Annotated in this window: 20 protein-coding genes and 1 tRNA gene; 12 read left to right on the top strand and 9 right to left on the bottom strand. The window is 65.1% G+C overall.

The window, feature by feature from the left end; genetic code table 11:
• Positions 1–100: 100 nt before the first annotated feature.
• The 4 genes from ilvN to ACE3N6_RS00715 all read left to right on the top strand — a co-directional run bounded on the left by ilvN (position 101) and on the right by ACE3N6_RS00715 (position 4,303).
• Positions 101–592 carry an acetolactate synthase small subunit gene (gene ilvN / locus ACE3N6_RS00700; RefSeq protein ID WP_284186345.1) on the top strand — a complete coding sequence of 164 codons (492 nt, stop codon included), beginning with the start codon at positions 101–103 and terminating at the stop codon, positions 590–592.
• Between the two features lie 74 nt (positions 593–666).
• Entirely contained in the window at positions 667–1,683 is a 1,017-nt protein-coding gene (gene ilvC / locus ACE3N6_RS00705; protein ID WP_374243233.1) for a ketol-acid reductoisomerase, read from the top strand.
• A 152-nt stretch (positions 1,684–1,835) separates the two neighbouring features.
• Complete coding sequence (gene pssA / locus ACE3N6_RS00710) at positions 1,836–2,627, top strand: CDP-diacylglycerol--serine O-phosphatidyltransferase (RefSeq protein ID WP_374243234.1); 792 nt, start codon at positions 1,836–1,838, stop codon at positions 2,625–2,627.
• A 143-nt stretch (positions 2,628–2,770) separates the two neighbouring features.
• Positions 2,771–4,303, top strand: a complete 1,533-nt coding sequence (locus ACE3N6_RS00715; protein ID WP_374243235.1) for a 2-isopropylmalate synthase — start codon at positions 2,771–2,773, stop codon at positions 4,301–4,303.
• Positions 4,304–4,321: 18 nt separating this feature from the next.
• On the opposite strand, the gene ACE3N6_RS00720 is transcribed toward ACE3N6_RS00715, so the two are convergent.
• Both ACE3N6_RS00720 and wrbA read right to left on the bottom strand, forming a co-directional pair.
• On the bottom strand, positions 4,322–4,690 hold the full coding sequence (locus tag ACE3N6_RS00720; RefSeq protein WP_374243236.1) for a DUF2069 domain-containing protein: 369 nt from the start codon (positions 4,688–4,690) through the stop codon (positions 4,322–4,324).
• Positions 4,687–5,283, bottom strand: a complete 597-nt coding sequence (gene wrbA / locus ACE3N6_RS00725) for an NAD(P)H:quinone oxidoreductase (RefSeq protein WP_374243237.1) — start codon at positions 5,281–5,283, stop codon at positions 4,687–4,689. The genes ACE3N6_RS00720 and wrbA overlap by 4 nt, the downstream gene beginning before the upstream one ends.
• 36 nt (positions 5,284–5,319) lie before the next feature.
• Between wrbA and ACE3N6_RS00730 the strand changes: the two genes are divergently transcribed.
• Positions 5,320–6,606, top strand: a complete 1,287-nt coding sequence (locus ACE3N6_RS00730; protein ID WP_374243238.1) for a YihY family inner membrane protein — start codon at positions 5,320–5,322, stop codon at positions 6,604–6,606.
• Between the two features lie 6 nt (positions 6,607–6,612).
• Here the strand turns inward: ACE3N6_RS00730 and ACE3N6_RS00735 are convergent, their stop codons facing one another.
• The gene (locus ACE3N6_RS00735) at positions 6,613–8,106 is read right to left on the bottom strand and encodes a hypothetical protein (RefSeq protein ID WP_374243239.1); all 1,494 of its coding nucleotides are present in this window, start codon (positions 8,104–8,106) and stop codon (positions 6,613–6,615) included.
• A gap of 215 nt (positions 8,107–8,321) precedes the next feature.
• On the opposite strand from ACE3N6_RS00735, the gene rpsP reads away from it, so the two are divergent.
• From rpsP to rplS, 4 genes are all read left to right on the top strand, one after another.
• The gene (gene rpsP / locus ACE3N6_RS00740; protein WP_374243240.1) at positions 8,322–8,573 is read left to right on the top strand and encodes a 30S ribosomal protein S16; all 252 of its coding nucleotides are present in this window, start codon (positions 8,322–8,324) and stop codon (positions 8,571–8,573) included.
• 37 nt (positions 8,574–8,610) lie between these two features.
• Complete coding sequence (gene rimM, locus ACE3N6_RS00745) at positions 8,611–9,114, top strand: ribosome maturation factor RimM (RefSeq protein WP_374243241.1); 504 nt, start codon at positions 8,611–8,613, stop codon at positions 9,112–9,114.
• The gene (trmD, locus tag ACE3N6_RS00750; protein ID WP_374243260.1) at positions 9,111–9,893 is read left to right on the top strand and encodes a tRNA (guanosine(37)-N1)-methyltransferase TrmD; all 783 of its coding nucleotides are present in this window, start codon (positions 9,111–9,113) and stop codon (positions 9,891–9,893) included. The genes rimM and trmD overlap by 4 nt, the downstream gene beginning before the upstream one ends.
• A gap of 88 nt (positions 9,894–9,981) precedes the next feature.
• Positions 9,982–10,383 (top strand): 50S ribosomal protein L19, encoded by a 402-nt coding sequence (gene rplS / locus ACE3N6_RS00755; protein ID WP_374243242.1) that lies wholly within the window; start codon positions 9,982–9,984, stop codon positions 10,381–10,383.
• A gap of 210 nt (positions 10,384–10,593) precedes the next feature.
• Here rplS and ACE3N6_RS00760 read toward each other — a convergent pair.
• Positions 10,594–10,670: transfer RNA gene (locus tag ACE3N6_RS00760), tRNA-Pro, on the bottom strand.
• A gap of 155 nt (positions 10,671–10,825) precedes the next feature.
• Between ACE3N6_RS00760 and ACE3N6_RS00765 the strand changes: the two genes are divergently transcribed.
• Complete coding sequence (locus ACE3N6_RS00765) at positions 10,826–11,908, top strand: hypothetical protein (RefSeq protein ID WP_374243243.1); 1,083 nt, start codon at positions 10,826–10,828, stop codon at positions 11,906–11,908.
• Between the two features lie 118 nt (positions 11,909–12,026).
• On the opposite strand, the gene folE2 is transcribed toward ACE3N6_RS00765, so the two are convergent.
• From folE2 to xseB, 4 genes are all read right to left on the bottom strand, one after another.
• On the bottom strand, positions 12,027–12,830 hold the full coding sequence (gene folE2 / locus ACE3N6_RS00770) for a GTP cyclohydrolase FolE2 (protein WP_374243244.1): 804 nt from the start codon (positions 12,828–12,830) through the stop codon (positions 12,027–12,029).
• 71 nt (positions 12,831–12,901) lie between these two features.
• Positions 12,902–14,800 (bottom strand): 1-deoxy-D-xylulose-5-phosphate synthase, encoded by a 1,899-nt coding sequence (gene dxs, locus ACE3N6_RS00775; RefSeq protein WP_374243245.1) that lies wholly within the window; start codon positions 14,798–14,800, stop codon positions 12,902–12,904.
• A gap of 46 nt (positions 14,801–14,846) precedes the next feature.
• Positions 14,847–15,740 carry a polyprenyl synthetase family protein gene (locus ACE3N6_RS00780; protein ID WP_374243247.1) on the bottom strand — a complete coding sequence of 298 codons (894 nt, stop codon included), beginning with the start codon at positions 15,738–15,740 and terminating at the stop codon, positions 14,847–14,849.
• Positions 15,737–15,964 (bottom strand): exodeoxyribonuclease VII small subunit, encoded by a 228-nt coding sequence (gene xseB, locus ACE3N6_RS00785; RefSeq protein WP_374243248.1) that lies wholly within the window; start codon positions 15,962–15,964, stop codon positions 15,737–15,739. Before xseB ends, ACE3N6_RS00780 begins: the two co-directional genes overlap by 4 nt.
• 126 nt (positions 15,965–16,090) lie before the next feature.
• Between xseB and ACE3N6_RS00790 the strand changes: the two genes are divergently transcribed.
• Positions 16,091–17,194 carry an aromatic ring-hydroxylating dioxygenase subunit alpha gene (locus ACE3N6_RS00790; protein ID WP_374243249.1) on the top strand — a complete coding sequence of 368 codons (1,104 nt, stop codon included), beginning with the start codon at positions 16,091–16,093 and terminating at the stop codon, positions 17,192–17,194.
• An 87-nt stretch (positions 17,195–17,281) separates the two neighbouring features.
• On the opposite strand, the gene ACE3N6_RS00795 is transcribed toward ACE3N6_RS00790, so the two are convergent.
• Complete coding sequence (locus ACE3N6_RS00795) at positions 17,282–19,105, bottom strand: TolC family outer membrane protein (RefSeq protein WP_374243250.1); 1,824 nt, start codon at positions 19,103–19,105, stop codon at positions 17,282–17,284.
• 284 nt (positions 19,106–19,389) lie between these two features.
• Here ACE3N6_RS00795 and ACE3N6_RS00800 point away from each other — a divergent pair, with 284 nt between their 5' ends.
• Positions 19,390–20,130: a transglutaminase-like cysteine peptidase gene (locus tag ACE3N6_RS00800; RefSeq protein WP_374243251.1), complete on the top strand. Its 741-nt coding sequence runs from the start codon at positions 19,390–19,392 to the stop codon at positions 20,128–20,130.
• Positions 20,131–20,132: the final 2 nt, after the last annotated feature.

A 20,132-nucleotide genomic window follows, 5' to 3' on the forward strand; every position in this document is an offset into this window, starting at 1 on the left:
GGTGGCCGCGGTGACGATTCCCCGTCGGCTGCCCGATTCATCGACTCCGCTCTACGCCCACTGGCTGCGCGGGCTGATGCAACTCCCAGAAATCAACACTATGCGACACGTCATCTCCCTTGTCATCGAGAATGAATCCGGTGCGCTCTCGCGCGTCTCCGGGCTGTTTTCCGCGCGGGGTTACAATATCGAGTCCCTCACGGTGGCCCCCACCGAGGACGCTTCCCTCTCCCGCATGACGATCGTCACCTCCGGTTCGGACGACATCGTCGAGCAGATCACCAAGCAGCTCAACAAGCTGGTGGAAATCGTCAAGGTGGTTGACCTATCCGAGTCGGCCCACATCGAACGCGAGCTGATGCTCATCAAGGTGCGGGCCACCGGCAAGGATCGGGAGGAGATGAAGCGCCTGGCGGACATCTTCCGCGGGCGCATCATCGACGTGACGGACGCCAGCTACGTCATCGAGCTCACCGGCACCCAGGCCAAGCTCGACTCGTTCGTCGGTGCGATCGAGCCGGCGCTGATCCTCGAAACCGTGCGGTCGGGCATCTGCGGCGTCGGTCGTGGCGAGCGGGTACTGAAGGTTTAATGTTCGGGGTGTCGCGAACCGTCGCGATTCGCGTCGCCCCTTGATTTGCTCATCTTCTGTCAGAAAGGCAAGAAATGAAGGTTTTTTACGATAAGGACGCCGACCTCTCCCTCATCAAGGGCAAGCAGGTCACGATCGTTGGCTACGGTTCCCAGGGCCACGCCCACGCCCAGAACCTGAAGGAATCCGGCGTCAATGTGACCGTCGGTCTGCGCAAGGATGGCGCTTCCTGGAACAAGGCTGTGGCTGCCGGTCACAACGTCCAGGAAGTGGCCGAGGCCGTCAAGGCCGCCGACGTCGTCATGATCCTGCTGCCGGATGAATCCCAGCCGGACGTCTACAAGAACGACATCGCCCCGAACATCAAGCAGGGCGCCACCCTGGCGTTCGCCCACGGCTTCAACGTTCACTACAACCAGATCGTGCCGCGCGCCGACCTGGACGTGATCATGGTTGCCCCGAAGGGCCCGGGTCACACCGTTCGCTCCGAATACCTCAAGGGCGGCGGCGTGCCGACCCTGATCGCCGTCTACCAGGACAAGTCCGGCAAGGCCCGTGACATCGCCCTGTCCTACGCGGCTGCCAATGGCGGCACCAAGGGCGGCGTGATCGAGACCAACTTCCGCGAAGAAACCGAGACCGACCTCTTCGGCGAACAGGCCGTGCTGTGCGGCGGTGCCGTCGAGCTGGTCAAGATGGGTTTCGAGACCCTGACCGAAGCCGGCTACGCCCCCGAGATGGCCTACTTCGAGTGCCTGCACGAGCTGAAGCTGATCGTCGACCTGATGTACGAAGGCGGCATCGCCAACATGAACTACTCCATCTCCAACAACGCGGAGTACGGCGAGTACGTGACCGGCACCGAAGTCATCAACGAGAAGTCCCGCGAAGCCATGCGCAACGCCCTGAAGCGCATCCAGACCGGCGAATACGCCAAGATGTTCATCCTGGAAGGCAAGACCAACTACCCGTCCATGACCGCCCGTCGTCGCCTGAACGCTGCCCACCCGATCGAAGTGGTCGGCGGCCAGCTGCGCGACATGATGCCGTGGATCAAGGCCAACAAGCTGGTTGACCAGTCCAAGAACTGATCTGGCCTGACTTGATCGACGCGCGGGGGACGAAAGTCCCCCGCGTCGTTTCCGGAGTCCCGCTGCGCCGGCCACCCTTTTGGGCGCCATTTCAGGCCCGGTGGATTCTCCTGCGTTACAATTCCGTCCGATTCCATTCATCGCCCGAATCCATGGCCGATCTGCAATCCCGAAAGCCCTTGCTCAATCCCGAGCGCCGCCGCCGGGGCATCTACATCCTTCCCAACCTGTTCACCACCGCTGCGCTGTTCGCCGGCTTCTACGCCATCGTCCAGGCCATGAACGGGCTCTTCGAGCAGGCCGCCGTGGCGATCTTCATCGCCATGGTCCTCGACGGCCTCGATGGCCGTGTGGCGCGCCTCACCCGCACCCAGAGCGCCTTTGGCGCCGAGTACGACTCGCTCTCCGACATGGTGTCCTTCGGCGCGGCGCCGGCCTTGATCGTCTACGAGTGGGCGCTCAAGGGCATGGGCAAGCTGGGCTGGATGGCGGCCTTCATCTACTGCGTGGGTGCGGCGCTGCGTCTGGCGCGCTTCAACACCAACATCGACGTGGTGGACAAGCGTTATTTCCAGGGCTTGCCCAGCCCCGCGGCCGCGGCGCTGGTGGCCGGGCTGGTGTGGGTGATGATCGACAACGGCGTTGCCGGGCCGGACATCCGCTGGTACGCCTGCGCGCTGACGATCTTTGCCGGTATCTCGATGGTGAGCAACGTGCTCTTCTACAGTGGCAAGGAGATCAACCTGCGCAAGAGCGTGCCGTTCATCGTCATCATCGCCTTCGTGATCGGTCTGCTGCTGGTGTCCAGCTATCCGCCGGGCGTGCTGTTCGGGCTCTTCCTGTGCTACGCCGCGTCGGGCTACGTGCTGGGCGCCTGGAACCTCCTGAAGGGCCGCAAGCGCAGCGCCGTGGCAGACGACAAGGGTGGCGATCCCACGGCCTGATCCACCGGAGCCCGCCGACGGCGTTCCACCTTCCGGGCGGGCTTTTTCATTCTCATCCGCATTCTCATTCCAATTCCCGCCCGGCCCGTTGAACGGCCGGGCCATTGCCCAATCAAATTACAGAGACTCGGCAGGAGCCCATCATGAACGACCAGTTGATCATTTTCGATACGACCCTCCGCGACGGCGAGCAGAGCCCTGGCGCGTCGATGACTCGGGATGAAAAGCTGCGGATCGCCCGCCAGCTCGAGCGCATGAAGGTGGACGTGATCGAAGCCGGCTTTGCCGCCGCCTCCAACGGCGACTTCGAAGCCGTGCGCGCGGTGGCCGAGGCGATCAAGGATTCCCGCATCTGTTCCCTGGCTCGGGCCAACGAGAACGATATCCGGCGTGCCGGCGAGGCCATCCGCCCGGCCGCCCAGAGCCGCATCCACACCTTCATCGCCACCAGCCCGATCCACATGGAGAAGAAGCTGCGCATGACGCCCGATCAGGTGGTCGAGGCGGCGGTCAAGGCCATCGGCTGGGCGCGCGAGTACACCGACGACGTGGAGTTCTCCGCAGAGGATGCCGGCCGCTCCGAGATCGACTTCCTGTGCCGCATCTTCGAGGAGGTCATCAAGGCTGGCGCCAAAACGATCAACGTGCCCGACACCGTCGGCTACAACATCCCCGAGCAGTTTGCCGCCACCATCCGCACCCTCATCGAGCGCGTGCCCAACTCCGACAAGGTGGTGTGGTCGGTGCACTGCCATAACGACCTGGGTCTTGCGGTGGCCAACTCGCTGGCTGCGGTGCGCGCCGGCGCCCGTCAGGTGGAATGCACCATCAACGGCCTTGGCGAGCGTGCCGGCAATGCGTCCCTCGAAGAAGTGGTGATGGCCGTGCGCACCCGTCGCGACATCTACCAGTGCGACACCCGCATCGACACTACCCACATCGTGCCGGCCTCCAAGCTGGTTTCCGGCATCACCGGCTTCCCGGTGCAGCCGAACAAGGCCATCGTCGGCGCCAACGCCTTTGCCCACGAATCCGGCATCCATCAGGATGGCGTGCTCAAGCACCGCGAGACCTACGAGATCATGCGTGCCGAAGACGTGGGCTGGACGGCCAACAAGCTGGTGATGGGCAAGCACTCCGGCCGTAACGCCTTCCGCTCCCGCCTGCAGGAACTGGGCGTGGTGATCGAATCCGAAGAGCAGCTCAACCACGCCTTCGCGCGCTTCAAGGCGCTGGCCGACAAGAAGCACGAGATCTTCGACGAAGACCTGCAGGCGCTGATGAGCGACGAGAGCTCCGAGCCGAAGGAGCACTTCCGTCTGCTGTCGGCGGCCTTCCATTCCGAAACCGGCGAAGAGCCCAATGCGCGGGTGACCCTGTCGGTGGGCGGCAAGGAAGAGAAGGTCGAGTCCACCGGCTCCGGCCCGGTGGATGCTGCCTTCAAGGCCATCGAGGGTATCGCGAAGAGCGGCGCGCAGCTGCTGCTGTATTCGGTGAATGCAATCACCACCGGCACCGACGCCCAGGGCGAGGTTACCGTGCGTCTGTCGAAGGACGGCCGGGTGGTGAATGGCCAGGGCGCCGACACCGACATCGTCGTCGCGTCGGCCAAGGCCTACCTCAACGCGCTCAACAAGCTGCAGAGCAACATCGAGCGGGTGAACCCGCAGGTCTGACCCGCGGATTCATGGGCCTCAGGCGTCGGGCTTCGGCGCCTGGGCCAGCCGCGAGGGCGCGGTGGCGCGGGCGTACAGCATCGCCGCCATGAAGAAGACGACGCTCAGTACGGCCTCGGTCAGCGCCAGCATGTTGCCCGGCGGCGCGTCGTTGGTGCGGATCACGCCTTCGGTCAGGTAGAGCAGGATCAGCATCGTGCTCCACTGGTAGGTGTAGCGCTTGCCGCGCAGGATGCCGAAGAGCGGCACCATCAGCGGCAGCACCTTGAGGGTCATCCACGAGCCGCCGGGGCGGAGGGGGGCGAGGATTGCCTCCCACGCGAGGCACAGGGCGATCAGCGCCAGCAGCGAGACGATGGCGATCAGCGAGAGAGTCTTCGGTTTCATTTGGCGGCGAGCTTCAGGGCGGTTTCGGCCAGGCGTCTGCCCAGGGCAAAGGCGAGGCGCTTTTCTTCTTCGGTGAGGCGGGTGTTTTCGTCCTTCCCCGCCACGTGGGTGGCGCCGTAGGGCGAGCCGCCGCTGGCGGTGGCGGTCAGATCCGGCTCCGAGAACGGCAGGCCGACGAGCAGCATGCCGTGGTGCAGCAGCGGCGTCATCATCGACAGCAGGGTGCTCTCCTGGCCGCCGTGCTGGCTGGCCGACGAGGTGAACACGCAGGCCGGCTTGCCGGCGAGGGCGCCGGACAGCCAGGGGCCGGCCGTGCCGTCCAGAAAATATTTCATCGGTGCCGCCATGTTGCCAAAGCGGGTGGGGCTGCCCAGGGCGAGGCCGATGCACTCCTCCAGATCCGCCATTTCGGCGTAGGGCGCGCCATGCCCGGGGATGTCGGGTTCGGTGGCTTCGCACACGGTGGACACCCGCGGCACGGTCCGCAGTCGCGCGGCGGCGCCGGGGACAGAATCGATGCCCCGGCCGATCACCTCGGCGAGGGTGCGGACGGAGCCGCGATGGCTGTAGTAGAGAACGAGGATTTCCTGCATGGTGGGGCCTGTAGAACGGAAGGGCATTATACGTAAATGAGTTCCCCCGCTGACCTCCAGCCCGGCCAGGCCGCCAAAGACCCGTCCGGCATCGACGCGCCGGCCGCCGTCGCCGCGCATCTGCTGCGTGCCATCTGGCAGCGTTTCCAGGCCGGGCGCTGCGCCCAGGTGGCGGGCAGTCTGGCGTTCACCACGCTGCTCTCGCTGGTGCCGTTCATCACCCTGGTGGCGGTGGTGCTCAGCAAGTTCCCCCAGTCGGCGCGGCTGGATGCGGCGCTGCGGAGCTTTCTCCTCGACAATCTGCTGCCCGAGAAGGCGGGTAAGGTGATCGCCACCTACGCCCTGCAGTTCAGCCAGAAGGCCACCAATCTGACCATCGTCGGCGCCCTCGCGCTGGTGGTGACCGCGGTGCTGCTGATGAGGACCATCGATACGGTCATCAACCGGATCTGGAGGGTGCGCAGCCGTCGCCCCTGGGCGATGCGCCTGGCCGCCTACTGGGTGGCTTTGTCGTTCGGGCCGCTGCTGCTGGCCGGGGGGGTGTTCGGCGCCACGGCGATGTTGAGCATGTCGCTCGACATCATGAACGAGCCGGTCTGGCTGGCGGCGGTGGGTTTGCGGATGGTGTCGGTGGCGATCCTGGGCGGGGTGTTCACCGCGCTGTATTTCGTCGTGCCCCACTGCGCCGTCCGCTTCGGGGATGCGGCGCTGGCGGGCTTCCTGGCAGCGCTGGCCTTCATGGTCATGCAGCGCCTCTTCGGGCTCTATCTGAGCCACTTTCCCAGCTATACCCTGGTGTATGGCGCCTTCGCGGCGGTGCCGATCTTCCTCTTGTGGCTCTACCTGTCGTGGATCGTGGTGCTGCTCGGGGCCGTGGTGGCGGCAGTGCTGCCTGAGCGCGAGGTGTTGAGGCGGCCCCTGCCGGCCTTTCCCGGGCGGGCGGTTTACGTGGCCTTGCTGATGCTGGTGGAGCTTGCGGTGGCGCAGCGTTCGGGCGCCTGTCGCGATGTGGGTCAGCTGTCGGAGGCCGGGCGGTGCGGGCATGGGGACGTGCACGCGCTGCTGGAGGCGCTCGAGCAGGCGGGGGTGGTGGCGCGGCGGGAGCAGGGGGGCTGGTTGCTGGCGCGGGCCGCCGAGGACATCCGGGCTGCCGAGATCGGCCGTCTGTTCGGGTGGCGCGATCCGGGGCGGGGCGAGGTCGGCGGCGTCACGCCGGCGGAGCGTGCGGTGGCTGCCTGCTGGCGCGATACACTTTTGGCGCTGGATGGCGCAGCTTGTATCACTTTGGCTGCGCTCGCCGCAGGCCAGCAGGGGCGCCGGTAGCGCGCCTTACATGGGGTAGGGGTCGATCTCGTACTGGAACAGCTCGACCGCCGGCGTCTGAATGTCGAGACTGAGCAGCCGCCCCTGGGCGATGTAGAGCCGTTGAATGTCGGACACCAGCATGAAGCGCCGCGCCGAGTACGTGCCGGCCGGTGCCAGGATGGCCTGCTGCCGCCCCAGGGCCGCCACCGGCGGGAGCACCAGCGCGGGCCGCATCGGACGCGTCTGCTCCGCATTGCGAAAACCCACCGAGACGGGCTTGGCGGTGTTGCCGATGACCTGCAGCCCCAGCTCGATCTGCTCGGGCGTCTCGGTGCGGATCCAGCGCACGATGCACAGGGACCAGGGCTCCTCGTCGCCGCGCCGGATGGCGATGGCGATGCCGGGGGTGAGGTTGTTCGCCGTTCCCGTCACCTGCATCACGGCGTAGCCGGTGGGGCTTTCGTTGACCACCATCCACTCGGATGCGTAACGGTTCTGACGGATGGAACTGGGTTCGCGCAGCATCTTCCAGATGCTCTCGAGGCCGCTGCACACGCTGACCGCGTACTGGTTGCGGCGCCGGGCGTGCTCCCGGTGCGGGGGCGAGGCCCAGTATTCGCGCAGGCGCCGCAGGAGCGTGGCCATCGCGCTGCGGGAGAGCCCGGCAGGCAGATTGGCCGGCTCGGGACCTTCGCCTTCAAGCTGTTCGATCAGCGCGGTGGTGCGCCGGGCGAGTTCTTCCGCCGTGAAATAGACGAGCCCCTCGACGGCCGGCGGGTCGCGCCGGTTCATGGAGACAGGCGGGGCGTCCTGGTCGAGATCGATCCAGAGCCATCCGCGACCGGGGTCGCTGGGCGGGGACTGGCGGATCGTGACGTACTTCGAGTAGCCGGTGAGGAAGTCGGCGAGCCAGCTGACCTCGGTGCTGGTGAGCCCCTCGGGCTGGGAGCCGATGAAGGCCAGCAGGTATTTGTAAGCCTTGAGGGTCGCTTCGGGCACGCCGCCCACCTTGGCCTCCGCCGACGATTCTGCCCGGCTGCTCTGGAAGAAGCCGTGGGCCCGCTGCCAGAACTCGAAAGGCGCGCTGTTTCCGGCCAGGTGGGCAATAGTCAGTTGCTCGCCAAGGATCTCCAGCGCCTTGGCGCTGATGATCTCGGGGTTGCGGCGCATGGTTCGCACCAGCCGGTGCTGCACCTCGGCGAGGACTTCCCCATAGCCCGCCGCCACCTTGCCCAGCGCCGCGACCAGACGCGACGCCGAGCGGTGCAGGCTGACCGACAGCGGCAAGGTGGCGTTCGCGAAGCGCTCGCGATGCATCTTGCTGATCGCCAGGGCGCGGGTGTGGAGCAGGTCCAGGCAGCGGTGGAACTGGTTGCGGCTGATTTCCGGGCGGCCGAGATCGTCGAGATGGCGGACGAGGGCAGCCAGCTCGAGGTCGGCGTCGGCAGTGAGGTCGGTGGCCAGCCAATCGAGGATCGGGGCCGTACGGTCGGATTTTGGGGAGTCGGCGGCGCTCATTGCCAAGGTTGTCTCGTAACCAGCTTGCTATTGTAATTAAGTTACCAGAAACATGTGGCCGGAATCCGCGTGACTGCGTAGCTTGGGCGCTCGCGACGGCCCCCTCGACCGCTGCGTGCAGGGTTGAGGTTCATGAAGCCGGGCGGCCTTGCGGTTTTCTCTGTAGTGGCTTAATATCCGACGTTTTTCCAATTTCCATCGGATCAGGGATAGTCATGGTTGTCATTCGTCTTGCCCGTAGCGGTTCCAAGAAGCGTCCTTTCTACAACATCGTCGCTGCCGATTCCCGCAATCGCCGCGATGGCCGTTTCATTGAGCGCGTCGGTTTCTACAACCCGGTTGCCTCCGGCGCCGAAAAAGGCCTCGTCGTGAACGCCGAGCGTCTGGCCTACTGGCAAGGCAACGGTGCTCAGCTCTCCGACACCGTCTCCCGCCTCGTCAAGCAGGCTGCCAAGGCTGCTGCCTGAGCATCGAGATCAATCCCAGCCTCTTGAGCGTCGAACAATGATTGTCCTGGGGCGAATTGTCGCTCCCTTTGGTGTCAAGGGTTGGGTGCGGGTTCATCCTTTCGGGGACGATCCGCTGTCGTGGAGAAAGATGCCCCAGTGGTGGTTGGGTACCGATCCGGACGGTTCGGATTGGGTGCCCTACACGCTGACGGGCTGCAAGGAACACGGCAAGGGCGATCTGGTGGCTGCCTTTGCCGAAGTGCCTGACCGCAACGCCTCCGAAGCCGTGGCCGGCTATTTCATCGCAGCCCCCCGGGAGGCGATGCCCCAGCCGGCTCAGGATGAGTTCTACTGGGGTGATCTGGTCGGGCTGCAGGTGCGCAACGCCGCCGGTCTTGCGCTCGGGACGGTGACGGGCCTGCTTTCCACCGGCGCGCACGACGTCCTGCAGGTTCAGGATGGCGACGCAGAGCGTTTGATCCCGTTTGTTGCAAGCTACGTCACCGCGGTGGACGTGCCTGCCGGAGTGATCTCGGTCGAGTGGGAAGCGGATTGGTGATTGCGGCGGCGGGCCGTCGGGCCTTTGACGTGGTCACGCTGTTTCCCGAGATGTTTGCGGCGTTGTCCGGATTCGGGATCACCGGTCGCGCGCAGGAGCGGGGGCTCTATGAGCTCAACTGCTGGAATCCCCGGGATTTTGCCGAGGACCGCTACCGCACCGTGGATGACCGCCCGTATGGCGGTGGGCCCGGAATGGTGATGTTGCCAGGGCCCCTGGAGAAGGCGATCGTCGCAGCCAAGGCACGTCAGCTCGCTTCGGTTGGCAGTCAGGGGCGGGTGATTTATCTCTCGCCCCAGGGACGTCGGCTCGATCACGAGCGCGTGCTCCAGCTTGTCGAAGAGCCGGCCCTGGTGTTGCTGTGTGGCAGATATGAAGGTGTCGATCAGCGCTTGATCGAGCGCTGTGTCGATGAAGAGATTTCGTTGGGCGACTTCGTGCTTTCTGGCGGGGAGTTGCCTGCAATGGTGTTGCTCGACGCGATGATCCGGCAGTTGCCGGGCGCGCTGAACGACCAGGATTCGGCGGTGGAAGATTCCTTCGTCGATGGCTTGCTGGATTGCCCGCACTACACCCGTCCGGTGTCGTACGAGGGCATGGCCGTGCCGGATGTGCTGTTGTCCGGCAACCACGCCGAGATCCGGCGCTGGCGGCTTCAGCAGTCCCTCGGTCGTACCGAACAGCGCAGGCCCGATCTGCTAGAAGGGCGGGCCTTGAGCAAAGAGGAATTCCGTCTGCTGGAAGCTTTCCGGCAGGCAGAAGCGAAGTCGGTGGAGTGATCTTCCGGTTTCATAACAAAGGCGTGTACCAGGTGGCGACCTGCTCTGCACGAAGGGCCAAAGGCCTCATCATTTTTTGGAGTGACGCATGAACCTCATTCAGCAACTGGAACAGGAAGAAATTGCCCGCCTGACCCAAGGCAAGGCCATCCCCGAGTTCGCCCCCGGCGACACCGTGGTGGTTCAGGTCAAGGTCAAGGAAGGTAACCGCGAGCGTCTGCAGGCTTACGAAGGCGTCGTCATCGCCAAGCGTAACCGCGGCCTCAACTCTGCTTTCATCGTACGCAAGATCTCCTCCGGTGAAGGCGTGGAGCGTACGTTCCAGACCTACTCCCCGCTGGTTGCCAGCATCGAAGTGAAGCGCCGCGGTGACGTGCGTCGTGCCAAGCTGTACTACCTCCGCAACCGCTCCGGCAAGTCCGCGCGGATCAAGGAAAAGCTTGATCACAAGTCCTTCGCTGCAAAGGCTGCTGCCAAGGCTTCCGCCTGATCTTCAGCCTTCCGCAAGGAAGCACCTTCGGGTGAAATGCCGTTCAGCGCAAGCTGAGCGGCATTTTTCATTTTGGGGTGGGCGTACTTACTGCCCTGCGGAAGCGGTTGTTCGGACTTTGGGGGAGGGGCTGGCTGGTTAAGAGCTGGTTGATTGTGTCGCCGCAAAACAAAAAGCCAATTCCGAAGAATTGGCTTTTGTCTGAATCAATGGTCGGGGCGGCGGGATTCGAACTCGCGACCCCTTGCACCCCATGCAAGTGCGCTACCAGGCTGCGCTACGCCCCGACAAGCTGCGCATTATAGACACCTTTTCCTGTTTTGCCAAGCACATTCGTACAAAAGAATAGCGGTGCCCGACACTGGGCTCGGCCGCGTACGATCATGTTTGCGGTGCACCATTTCATGTGCTAGTTTGAATCAATTCATTCCGGGTAACTGCCATGACCGCCAGACCTCACACCTTGTTCAACACCACCGTTTACGAGTGGATGCGTCATTTCAACCAGCTGGCCGACGGTTTCTTCTACGACGTCAAGGGCTTGTCCGAGGCCGAGTGCGATGCGCTGGTGCAACTGGCGGTGCCGGAGGGTGGGCTGTTCGTGGTCTATCCGACGCTTGAGCCGGGCAGGATCGGGATCGGCAAGGCCTTCTCGGTGGAGGAGTTCCTGGCCGATCCGACGCTGGCCGACGGGGCGAACGCGATTGCGATGGCAGGGGTGGGGAGTTCGGCCCTGGGGACGGCCGCGCTGGCCCGGGATGTGGCGAACGCGACGGGCAGGCCGGTGATCGGGCTTGTGACGGGCTACGGCATGGCGAATCTGTTGAGCGAGGCGCTGGGCGGCTTCTTCTGCTTTCACCTGCACAACGTGATGAACCGGGCTGTGGATGCCTGGGTGACGCTGTACGACGCGGCGGTGGCGGTGGGCTCGGTGAGGCAGCCGGTGCTGATCGAGCTGGCGAAGCAGCTGCGGCGGAACATCGGGTTGCGCCGCGATTCCAAGGCCTTGCTCACCCTGCTGATGGCCAACCCGGAAGGGATCGAGCTTCTCGTCGGGCACAGCAAGGGCAGCTTCATGGTCGAGGACGCCCTTTACGGGGTGAGTCTGCACGGTGGCCGTGGCGACTGGCAGGTGGTGACCCTGGGGGCGGTGGTGGATGTGCCGGATCGTTTTGCCAATCTGATACAGTACATCGGCACTTTTGATCTGCTTGGTATCGTAAATTCCACGCCCTGGACGAAGAGGACGTGGCTGCCGGCGAAGGGGCATTCGCTGAATGTGAATTTGCCGGCTGCGGCGCCCATCGATGCGACCGCGCAGGTTTCAGCCAGTGTGCCGGCGGCGCCGGCTGGCGCTGAGCGGTGGATGGCGCGGCGAAGCCGTGGTCGGGCGATGGTCGCCGGGAGGGCCCCGATGGCGCCGGAGGCGCCGAAGGCGACTCTGGCCGACAGCCTGCCGGCGCTGGGTGCGGCCAACCCGCTGAATGCGCTTTCGGCGGGGGTGGTGAGGGCGTTGCGGGGCTAAGCGGAGGGTGCCGTCGCGGGCGTGGGGCGGGAGCCGTCGTGCCTGCGTCGAGAAGAGGAAGGCCCGGGCGCGAGAGGGGAAAGAAGGCCCGGGCGCCTTGGGCGTCCGGGCGGGGCCTTTAGCGGGTGCGCTTGTCGTGCTCGATCAGCGCGTAGGCGGAGTGGTTGTGGATGGATTCGAAGTTCTCGGATTCGACCACGTAGGCGTCGATGCGGGGCTCGTTGTTGAGGCAGCCGGCGACGTCGCGCACCATGTCTTCGACGAACTTGGGGTTGTCGTAGGCGCGCTCGGTGACGTATTTCTCGTCGGGGCGCTTGAGCAGGCCGTAGAGCTCGCAGGAGGCCTGGCCTTCGACCAGCTGGACGAGTTCCTCGATCCACAGGTGGTCGTTGGTGGTGGTGGTGACGGTGACGTGGGAGCGCTGATTGTGGGCGCCGTACTCGGAGATTTTCTTCGAGCAGGGGCACAGGCTGGTCACCGGGACGACGACCTTCATCGTGAACTCGTAGAGGCTGCCTTCGCGGATCTCGCCGATGAAGGTGACCTCGTAGTCCATCAGGCTCTGCACGCCGGAAATCGGGGCGGCCTTGTTGATGAAGTAGGGGAAGGTCATCTCGACGTGGCCGGTCTCGGCTTCGAGCTTGTGGACCATCTCGCGCAGCATCGGCTCGAAGGATTCGACCGAGATCTCCCGTTCGTGGCTGTTGAGGATCTCCACGAAACGCGACATGTGGGTGCCCTTGAAGTTGTGGGGCAGGCCGACGTACATGTTGAAGACGGCGATGGTGTGCTGCACGCCGCCGTCCTTGTCCTGAACCTTGATGGGGTGGCGGATGGACTTGATGCCCACCTTGTTGATGGCGAGCTGACGGGAGTCCGCGGAGTTCTGGACGTCCGGGATGGCGGTTGGGGTCTGTGTCATGGCTGTTCTCTATGGTCTCGCGGGAATCTGTGTTCCCAACGAGTCGATCCTATCATTCCCGACAAAAGCACTCAACTATTCGGCTGATAGGCTTGTTCGATACGTTTGAGGATGCCCGGCACGTCCAGCCCGATCTCGGTGAAGAGCTGGGCGTGGTCGCCGTGGTCGATGAAGCGGTCGGGCAGGCCAAGCTGCAGCACGCGGACCGGGACGCCGGCTTCGTGGAGGACGCGGGTCACTTCGGAGCCGGCGCCGCCGATGGTGGCGTTCTCTTCGAGGGTGACCAGCAGCTCGTGGCTGGCGGCGAGCTGCAGGATCAGGTCGCGGTCGATGGGCTTGACGAAGCGCATGTTGGCCACCGTGGCGTCGATCTGGTCGCCCACGGCGAGGGCGTTGCCCAGCAGGCTGCCGAAGGCGAGGAGGGCGGTGCGGTTGCCCTGGCGACGGATCTCGCCCTTGCCGATGGGCATCAGGCTCATGTCGGCCATCGGCGTGACGCCCAGGCCGCTGCCGCGCGGGTAGCGCACGGCGGTGGGGCCGTCGTGCATGTAGGCGGTGTAGAGCATCTGCCGGCATTCGTTCTCGTCGGCGGGGCAGAAGATGGCGAGCTTGGGGATGCAGGCGAGGTAGGAGAGATCGAAGGCGCCGTGGTGGGTGGCGCCGTCTGCGCCGACCAGACCGGCGCGGTCGATGGCCATCATCACCGGCAGGTTCTGCAGGGCCACGTCGTGGATGAACTGGTCGTAGGCGCGCTGCAGGAAGGTGGAGTAGATCGCCACCACCGGCTTGAAGCCTTCGCAGGCGAGGCCGGCGCCGAAGGTGAGGGCGTGCTGCTCGGCGATCCCGACGTCGTAGTAGCGGTCGGGGTATTCGTGGGCGAAGCGGACCATGCCGGAGCCTTCGCGCATCGCCGGGGTGATGGCCACCAGGCGCTTGTCGATGGCGGCCATGTCGCACAGCCAGTCGCCGAAGATCTGGGTGTAGGTGAGCTTGCCGCCGCCCTTGGAATCCTTGCCGGTGGCGATGCCCGCGATGTGGTCGAACTTGGAGACGCCGTGGTAGAGGATGGGGTCGGCTTCGGCGAGCTTGTAGCCCTGGCCCTTGCGGGTGATGACGTGAAGGAACTGCGGGCCCTTGAGGGTGCGCAGGTTCTGCAGGGTGGGAATCAGGGATTCGAGGTCGTGGCCGTCGATGGGGCCGATGTAGTTGAAGCCGAATTCCTCGAACATCGTGCCGGGCATCACCATGCCCTTGACGTGCTCTTCGGTGCGTCGGGCGAGTTCGAAGACCGGTGGCGGCAGGTTCTCGAGGAAGCGCTTGCCGATCTTGCGGGCGCCGTTGTAGAGCCGGCCGGAGAGCAGTCGCGACAGGTGCTTGTTGAGCGCCCCCACCGGCGGCGAGATGGACATCTCGTTGTCGTTGAGGATGACCAGCAGGTTGGTGTCGTGGATGTCGCCGGCGTTGTTGAGGGCCTCGAAGGCCATGCCGGCCGACATGGCGCCGTCGCCGATCACCGCGATGGCGCGGCGGTCCTCGCCCCGCAGGCGGGCGGCTTCGGCCATGCCCAGGGCGGCGGAGATGGAGGTGGAGGAGTGGGCGGTGCCGAAGGTGTCGTAGTCGCTCTCGCAGCGCCGGGGGAAGCCGGAGATGCCCTGATACTGGCGCAGGCCCGCCATGGCCGCCCGGCGGCCGGTGAGGACCTTGTGGGCGTAAGTTTGATGGCCCACGTCCCACACGATGCGGTCTTCGGGGGTGTTGAAGACGTAGTGCAGGGCGATGGTGAGTTCGACGGTGCCGAGGTTGGACGACAGATGGCCGCCGGTGCGGGAGACGGAGTCGATCAGGAAGTTGCGCAGTTCGTCGGCCAGGACGGGGAGTTCGCTGGCTTCGAGCTTGCGAAGGTCCGCGGGGGAGGCGATCCGGTCCAGCAGGCTGGCACGGGGAGAGGCGGGCTGCGTTGCGTGAGGCATTCCGGGTTACCGGGTCGTTAATGGGCGATGTTCGGTTTGGGGTGGCTCAGAACTGGCGACGCATGATGAAGCGCGTCAGCTCGGCCAGCCGCTGGCTGCCGTCGCCGAAGGCGGCGAGACGGTCGAGGGCGTCCTGGCACATTTCCTCGGCGAGCTCGCGGGCGCGGCTTGCGCCCAGCAGGCTGACGTAGGTCGGCTTGTCGTTGGCGGCATCCTTGCCGGCGGTCTTGCCCAGGGTGGCGGTGTCGGCCTCGGCGTCGAGGATGTCGTCCACCACCTGGAACAGCAGGCCGATCACCTTGCCCACGTGGTCGAGGGAGGCCATCTGCGCCTCGTCGAGGCTGCGGCCGCATTGTACGCCAAGGTTGATCGAGGCCCGGATGAGGGCGCCGGTCTTGTGGATGTGCATGAATTCGAGTTCGGGCAGCGAGAGCTGCTGGCCGACCGAGGCGAGGTCGATGGCCTGGCCGCCGCACATGCCGCGGGAGCCGCTGGCGAGGGCGAGCTGGCGGATCATGGCGATCTGGCGGCTGGGGTCGTCGCACACCGGGGCGTCGGCCAGGTGCAGGAAGGCCTGGGTCTGCAGGGCGTCGCCCACGAGCAGCGCGGTGGCGTCGTCGTACTCGACGTGCACGGTGGGCTTGCCGCGGCGCAGCACGTCGTCGTCCATGCAGGGCATGTCGTCATGGACAAGGGAGTAGGCGTGGATCATCTCGATGGCGCAGGCGACCCGGTCGAGACGCTCGGGCGAGGCGCCGGTGAGCTGGCCTCCGGCGTGGACCAGCAGCGGCCGGACCCGCTTGCCGCCGCCCAGCACGGCGTAGCGCATGGCCTCGTGGAGGCGGGCGGGGGCGATGTCGGCGCCGGGCAGGGCGCGGTCTAGGGCGGATTCGGTGCGTTGCTGGATGTCGCCCATCCATTGATTGAAGGTTGTGCTCATGGTTGGGCGTCTTCCGGGGTGTGCTCGGTTTCGAGGATACGGATGGTCTGCTCGGCCTTGGTCAGCTGGGCCTGGCACTGGCGCAGCAGCAGGGTGCCGCGCTGGTAGGCGGCGAGGGCCTGATCCAGAGGGAGCTGTCCGTTTTCCATGTCCTGGACAATTGTTTCGAGTTCGGCAACGGCGGTTTCGAAACTGGCGGTTTTGCTGGCGGAGGTTTTGACCATGTTGCCGGAACGCAGGTGAAGCAAAGCGTAAAAATAGCCTATCGTCGGGCTTCAGGTCAAACGCGTAATACTATATAATGTACGGCTTTACGTTTCGGGCTTTCGCTTTCGACAAGGGGGTTCGGGATGTCTGACATCGCTTCTCAGGCACATCTATCGCCGGCAATCTCCCAGTTGCCGGTCTCGTGGTACTTCGACGAAAAAGTTTTCGAGCTGGAGAAGCGTCTCCTCTTCGATGCCGGTCCCGGCTACGTCGGCCACACGCTGATGGTGCCGGAAGTCAATCAATACCGCTCGCTGGAGTGGCGGGATCACGCCAAGCTGCTGGTCAATCGCGACGATGGTTTTTACCAGATGTCCAACATCTGCCGCCACCGTCAGGCCATCATGCTGCAAGGCACCGGCACGGCCGAGCGGAACATCGTCTGCCCGGTTCATCGCTGGACCTACAACCCCGACGGCCTGTTGATCGGCGCACCGCACTTCCCGGAAAACCCCTGCCTCAACCTGCAGCGCGACAAGCTTGAGGACTGGCAGGGCCTGCTCTTCAAGGGGCCGCGCTCGGCCAACGCCGACCTGGCGGGGATGCAGGTGGCGGGCGAGCTGAAGTTCGACGGTTACAAGCTGGACCGGGTCGAGATCCACGAGTGCAACTACAACTGGAAGACCTTCATCGAGGTGTACCTCGAGGACTACCACGTGGTGCCGTTCCACCCGGGGCTGGGGCAGTTCGTCACCTGCGACGACCTCACCTGGCAGTTTGGCGAGTGGTATTCGGTGCAGCGGGTGGGCATCACCTCGCTCAAGAAGCCGGGCTCGCCCGCCTACAAGCGCTGGCACGAGGCGGTGCTCAACTACAACGGCGGGGAAATGCCCAAGCATGGGGCAATATGGTTGACCTATTTCCCCAACATCATGGTTGAGTGGTACCCCAACGTGCTGGTGGTGAGCACCCTGATCCCGACCGATGTGAACAAGACGACCAACGTCGTCGAGTTCTACTACCCGGAAGAGATCCTGGAGTTCGAGCGGGAGTTCGTCGAGGCGGAGCAGGCGGCCTACATGGAGACCGCCATCGAGGACGACGATATCGGCGAGCGGATGGACCGCGGCCGTCTGGCGCTGCTGAAGGAGGGTCGCTCCGAAGTCGGGCCCTACCAGTCGCCCTACGAGGACGGGATGCAGCATTTCCACGAGTTCTACCGCCGGATCATGCAGCCGCACCTGTGATCGACGCCTGCCGGCCGTTGGCCGGACGGGCGATGGAAAAAACAAAGGGAGCCGTATTGGCTCCCTTTGTTTTTGCGGTGTGGGCGGTCAGCGGTTCGATTCGCGGACGATCTTCCACTGGCCGTTTTCGAGCTGGTACTGGAGGGTCTTCTTCATTGCGTCGTTGAAGCCCTTGGAGCGGTAGTGCTGGATGAAGCTGGCTTCGGCGGAGGTGGGCGAGAGGCTGCGCACCGTCAGCTGATCCACTTCGACGGCGATGGTGCCGGGCTTGGTGACGCGTTTCTCGCGTACGGCCAGCCAGTTGCTCGGGGTGCCCAGATCGGGTTTGAAGGCGGTGGAGTAGAACGACTTGTACCGTGCCACGTCCTTGGCCGACCATGCGGCAGCCCACGACCGGACCAGCGGCTCGATGGCCGGATTGGCGGCCGGGGTTGCGCTGGCAGTACCGGTGGCGCTGGCAGCCACGGCTTCGGCGACGGGCAGGGGCACGGCGGCGGGCGGCGTACGGCCCTTCATGGCGCCGGCGGTGTCGAGGGGGGCGACCACTGGCAGCACGGTGCTGCACAGCAGGGTTTCGTCTTCGCCGGGCTCGGTGGCGCTGGCTTCTTCGGGGCCGGAGCGGGCCACGGGGGCCAGTTGCACGCTGGGCAGGATGGTGTGGGTCTGGGTGAGGACGCGCAGTTCGGCCTGGGTCAGGTCGAAGCGGGCGCGGGCGCTGGCCCGCTTGGCCTCGAACAGTTCGTTTTCGGTGTTGAGCACGTCGAGCAGGCTGCGCTGGCCGATGTCGAACTGCTGACGGTAGGCGTCGCGGGCTTTTTCGGTGGAGAGCTGGTGCTGCTCGAGGTAGATCAGCTGCTCTTTGAGCTTCTTGACGTCGTTCCAGGCGATGGCGGTCTGCTGGCGGATGTCGCGGCAGGCTTTGTCGCGCAGGTCGGTGGCGTTGTAGAGCTGTTCGTGGGAGCGGCGCACGCGGGCTTCGTCGGCGCCGCCCTTGAAGAGGTTCCAGTTCATCAGCACCTGCACGGCGCTGGTGTTGGTTTCGCCGGAGACGCCCAGGAGGTTCTTGTCCATGCCGGTGCTGGCGCGGAACTCGACGGTGGGCGAGTAGTTGGCGCGCTGGACGTCGATATTGGCGCGGGACGCGCGGATGTTGGCGACCGCAGCCTTGAAGCCGGGGTTGTCGGCGATGGCCTGGCGCAGCACGTCTTTTTCGGTGGGCAGCTTGTCGGTGAACACCGGCGGCTTCTCCAGGGTGTCGGCCGGCGCTTCGCCGACCAGGCGCTGGAAGCGCTGGGAGACGTCGTGGAGGTTGGAGCTTTCGGTGAGCCAGTTGGATTGGGCGAGCGCGAGGCGGCCGAACGCCTGTTCGAGGTCGACCCGGCGGCCCACGCCAGCCTTCACGCGTCGTTCGATCTGGTCGACGGTTTCCTTGTGGATGGCCCAGTTCTCCTGGGCGAGGCTGGCGAGTTCGCGGTAGCGGAGCACGTCGAGATAGGCGCGCGCGGCTTCGTAGGCGGTGTCGTCGGTGGTGCCGAGCAGCTCGAAGTAGCGGGTGGCGCGGGCAAAACCCAGGCGCTTGACGTCGTTGCGGGTGGCAAAGCCGTCGAAGACCAGTTGCCGCAGCTGCAGCTGGTAGCCCGGCCGGCTGTAGCTGTCGGGCCCGGAGGTGGGCGTCTCGCGGCGCTCGCGGCCGGTGTAGCCCTGGAGGTCGACCCGGGGGAAGTAGCCGCCGCGCACCACGTCGCGTTCGGCGTCGGCGGCCTGGTAATCGTGCAGTCGGGCCAGGACTTCCGGATTGCGCAGGATGGCCCGTTCGATCGCGTCGCGCATGGTGCCCGGTGCGGCGTGGGCCGGCGCCAGCGTGAGGAGGGAGAGGGTCAGGCAGGCGGAGAGCTTTGTTACTTTGAACATTGTCGTCTCGTGATGTCGAAATTGCCGTGCTTGTGCATGGACTCAGCAGAGGGATCGAGGATCGCTGATCCGAACGGGCTACTGCGACTGGATTCTAAGGGCCCGAATCTGTCGAAGTTGCGCAGTATTTGGAGTTTTGATCGTTCAGCCTGCCAATATGACCTAACGGAATACATATTTCACAATTTACGGCGCCGATGGAAGAAATTTAACTTTCATCCCAACTTGCCGTACACCAAGGCTGCCGGCCTCCCCGTCTTGGGTAGGTGAGCGCCGTCCGGCGCGTGGACGCCAACAGTTTCTCCCATATCGTACATTCAATGCGCTTATCGTTCGCCTCGCGCCTGCGCCTTTCGGCATCGGTGTGCCGTCGTGTGGCGGCGGCCGGTGGCGCGGCGCTGATGCTGGCGGCGGGTGGGGCGGTGGGGGGATTCGATCTGGACCGCATGCGCGCCGTTGCCCTTCAGCGCTTCGGGGCCGGGGCGGCGGAGGCGGTGGATGGCTGGCGCACGGCGCTGGCGGGGTGGCGCGAGCTGCCCGAGGAGATGCAGCTCCAGCGGGTCAATGAGTTCTTCAACCGGCGCATCCGCTTTGCGGAGGACAGCCAGTTGTGGGGCCAGGCGGATTACTGGGCTACGCCGCTGGAAGTGCTCGCCCGGGGTGCCGGCGATTGCGAGGACTACGTCTTCGCCAAGTATTTCACCCTGCGCGAGCTCGGGGTGGATGAGCAGCGGCTGCGGATGACCTACGTGCGGGCGCGGATCGGCGGGGCGGGCGGCACACTCACTCAGGCGCACATGGTCCTGAGCTATTACCCTTCGCCGGATGCGGTGCCGCTGGTGCTCGACAATCTGATGACCGGCATCCGCCCGGCGACGGCCCGGCCCGACCTGACGCCGGTTTTCAGTTTCAATATGCAGGGTATCTTCGTGGGCGGGGCGAGCCAGGCTTCCCAGCCGGTGGATCGCGTCTCCCGCTGGCGGGAGTTGCTGCTGCGCATGAATGCAGAAGGTTTGAAGGATTGACG

It is taken from the genome of Zoogloea sp. (assembly GCF_041904905.1).
Classification (GTDB): Bacteria; Pseudomonadota; Gammaproteobacteria; order Burkholderiales; family Rhodocyclaceae; genus Zoogloea.